This is a genomic window from Fusibacter sp., from assembly GCF_057447755.1.
The window spans coordinates 1-3,289 of the sequence record NZ_JBVBZF010000372.1 but is presented as its reverse complement, the minus strand read 5'-3'; the positions used below and the strand labels follow the sequence as shown (position 1 = coordinate 3,289).

At 39.2% G+C, this 3,289-nt stretch carries 3 protein-coding genes; 1 reads left to right on the top strand and 2 read right to left on the bottom strand.

The genetic code is table 11. From position 1 onward, the window contains the following. Window positions 1-68: 68 nt before the first annotated feature. The gene (argB, locus tag AC220I_RS20345) at window positions 69-911 is read right to left on the bottom strand and encodes an acetylglutamate kinase (RefSeq protein WP_486725696.1); all 843 of its coding nucleotides are present in this window, start codon (window positions 909-911) and stop codon (window positions 69-71) included. Further along, the gene (gene argJ, locus AC220I_RS20340; RefSeq protein ID WP_486725695.1) at window positions 911-2,134 is read right to left on the bottom strand and encodes a bifunctional ornithine acetyltransferase/N-acetylglutamate synthase; all 1,224 of its coding nucleotides are present in this window, start codon (window positions 2,132-2,134) and stop codon (window positions 911-913) included. The genes argB and argJ overlap by 1 nt, the downstream gene beginning before the upstream one ends. Window positions 2,135-2,385: 251 nt before the next feature. On the opposite strand from argJ, the gene AC220I_RS20335 reads away from it, so the two are divergent. Next, window positions 2,386-3,289: argininosuccinate synthase (locus AC220I_RS20335; RefSeq protein WP_486725697.1), on the top strand; the 904-nt coding region annotated here is incomplete at its 3' end.

Sequence of the window (3,289 nt, the reverse complement as noted above, 5' to 3'; positions counted from 1 at the left end):
TAAATCTGCATTTATACTAGAATTTTTATTATTATCTGACGTATTCATTAGCCCTCCTCATAGAGCTGTTAATATTTTACGACTTTAGTGCCAATGCCCTCTTGTGTAAAGATTTCAAGCAAAATTGAATGCTCTAAAGTCCCATTTAAAATATGGACATTGGCCACATTTGATTTTATACAGTACTCGACCTTAGGAATCATACCACCATAAATGACGCCCTTATCTATCAAAGTCTGTGCTTCTTGCGCATTGATTTCACTGACAAGCTTTTGATCTTCCATAACGCCATCCACATCAGTAAGGTAAATCAGTTTTTCAGCATTGAGCGCACTGGCGATTTCGCCTGCAACCTCATCAGCATTGATGTTAAGTGCATTTCCCTTTGAATCCGTGCCTATCGGTGATACTACTGGAATATAGCCTGCGTTTAACAGGGTCAGCAATAATCCGGTTTCAATTTTTTTAATTTTGCCAACACGGTCCATCGCAAAATTTGTGACATCAAGGCAGTCGGCTTCAATGAGACCCCCGTCTCTACCTGAGATTCCAACCGCATGTCCATGATTGAAATTGAGGTCTGAGACAATCTGCTTGTTGATTTTTCCCGACAACATCATTTCTACATAATCCACATTCTGATCATTGGTCAGTCGAATTCCATTTAAAAAAGTCGAATTTTGTCCAACTTCATCCAGAAGCTTGGTGATATCATTTCCACCACCATGGACGACCACAGGCAATATGCCCACAGATGATAAAAGCGATATGTCCATCATGACATTTTGTCTTAAAACGGGATCCTTCATTGCACTCCCACCATATTTTATGACAAAGATCTTGCCCTTGAACTCATGAATATATGGCAGTGCCTCTATGAGTATTCTTGCTTTATCTATAATCTTTTCCATCAGGTTCTATATGCTCCATTAATTTTGACGTATTCATAACTTAAATCACAGCCCCAGCCCACAGCTTTTGAACTGCCGTCACCCAATGTCAGGTGTACAAAAATTTCTTTTTCAGACAAGATTTCAGAGGCAATTTCTTCACTGAAAGCAACAGGCTCGCCGCCATTTAAGAGCTCGATAGAGCCTTTGTCGCTCGAAAATGACAAATCCACAGCCATAGGGTCAAACGTCACACCTGAGTAGCCTGCAGCGCAAAGGATTCTACCCCAATTGGCATCTTCTCCGAAAAATGCGGTTTTCACAAGGCTAGAAGTCAGTACTGATTTAACGACTTTTTTAGCATCCTTTGTAGATTGTGCGCCAGTTACGGTGACTTCTAAAAGCTTACTCGCACCTTCTCCATCTTTTACGATGAGTTTAGCAAGGGTTTGATGAACGTATAAGAATGCTTTCTTGAACTTATTAAATTCGGGATCTTCCTTTTTAAGCGTTTCAGTCATCGCCTCACCATTTGCAAGTACAATTACCATGTCATTTGTACTCGTATCGCCATCGACCGAGATCATATTATAAGTGTCTTCATTAATAGACCCCAAAAGTGCTTGTAAATCTGCCCCCTCTATTTTGGCATCAGTCGTCACAAAGGACAACATGGTTGCCATATTGGGATGAATCATACCCGATCCCTTGGACATCCCAGAAATGGTCACTTTATTTCCGTATAACATCAACTCGACGCAAACTTCCTTAGAAAACGTATCTGTGGTCATGATGGCTTCTGCTGCATTTTTACCACATAAGCTATGATGCGTCAGCTTTTCACTAAGGGTTTTGATCCCGGTCTCCACAACATCCATGGGAAGGGGCAAACCAATAATACCTGTGGATGCGACAAGGACCTCTTCTTGCTCACAATTGAGCTTTTCTGATACCCATTTTGCCATTTGTGCGTTATCAAGAATCCCTTGAGCCCCGGTACAAGCATTTGCATTGCCACTATTAATAACGACTGCATGAACTGGGTTCCCTTGAGATAATATTTGTTGATTCCATAATACAGGTGCTGCTTTAACCTGATTTGTTGTAAATACACCTGCTAAAACAGCAGGTGCTTCAGAGTAAATAATGGCTAGATCTTTCTTCTTTTTCTTTATACCAGCATGTAAACCACCAGCTAAAAATCCCTTAGGCGAGTTAATATGACCCTTTACGATTTTGAACATAATTGTTCCTCCTTAATAAATATACGTTTTATACACTGTTTATACATAATGTATTCATTTTGTTCCGGTCTATTTCTTCTGCACTTCGCCTCATTATTCTCAACTCCTTATACAGTTACATCCTGTATTTTCAATAATAATTTTGATGATTTCTGATTATTATACATATCTATAAATAAATTTGCAATATTTTTTTAAAAATTTCTTGCATCTATATTAAATTAATTGTATAATCATGCGTATCACCATTAATTATTTTAAAGGAGGCGCTTATGGCGAAAAAAGTTGTTTTAGCCTATTCTGGTGGTTTAGATACCACAACCATCATCCCATGGCTAAAGGAAAATTATGATTATGAAATTATCGCCGTTTGCGTAAATGTCGGCCAAGGCATTGATGAACTCGATAATCTAGAAGCAAAAGCAATTAAATCGGGAGCATCAAAGGTCTACGTCAAAGATGTTGTTGAAGAGTTTATTGAATCCTACATTTGGCCTACACTTAAAGCAAACGCAATCTATGAAAATCAATATTTGCTCGGGACGTGTATGGCAAGGCCATTAATCTCAAAAGTTCTTGTGGATGTAGCAGAACTCGAAGGTGCTGAGGCAATCTGCCACGGCGCAACAGGAAAAGGAAATGATCAAGTCAGATTTGAGCTTGCCATCAAGGCTTTAAATCCTGATTTAAAAATAATAGCACCATGGAGACTTTGGAATATTAAATCGAGAGAAGATGCTATTGAGTATTGTCATTCTAAGGGCATTCATCTTCCATTTACAGCAGAACAAAGTTACTCAAGAGATAAGAATATTTGGCATCTTTCACATGAAGGCCTCGAAATAGAGAACCCTTCTGTTGAAACAGACTATAAAAAAATCTTGAAAATGTCTAATACGCCTGAAGATGCACCTGATACACCAGAGTACATCACCATTGATTTCGAAGCTGGTATTCCAGTGAAAGTCAATGGCGAGGCCATGGATGCCCTTACAATCATGGAGACACTCAATAAAATCGGTGGCACGCATGCCATAGGTACAATTGATTTGGTTGAAAACAGAGTTGTCGGCATGAAATCAAGAGGCATTTATGAAACCCCAGGTGGAACGCTACTTTATAAAGCACACGAAGCACTAGAGCACCTTTGTCTTG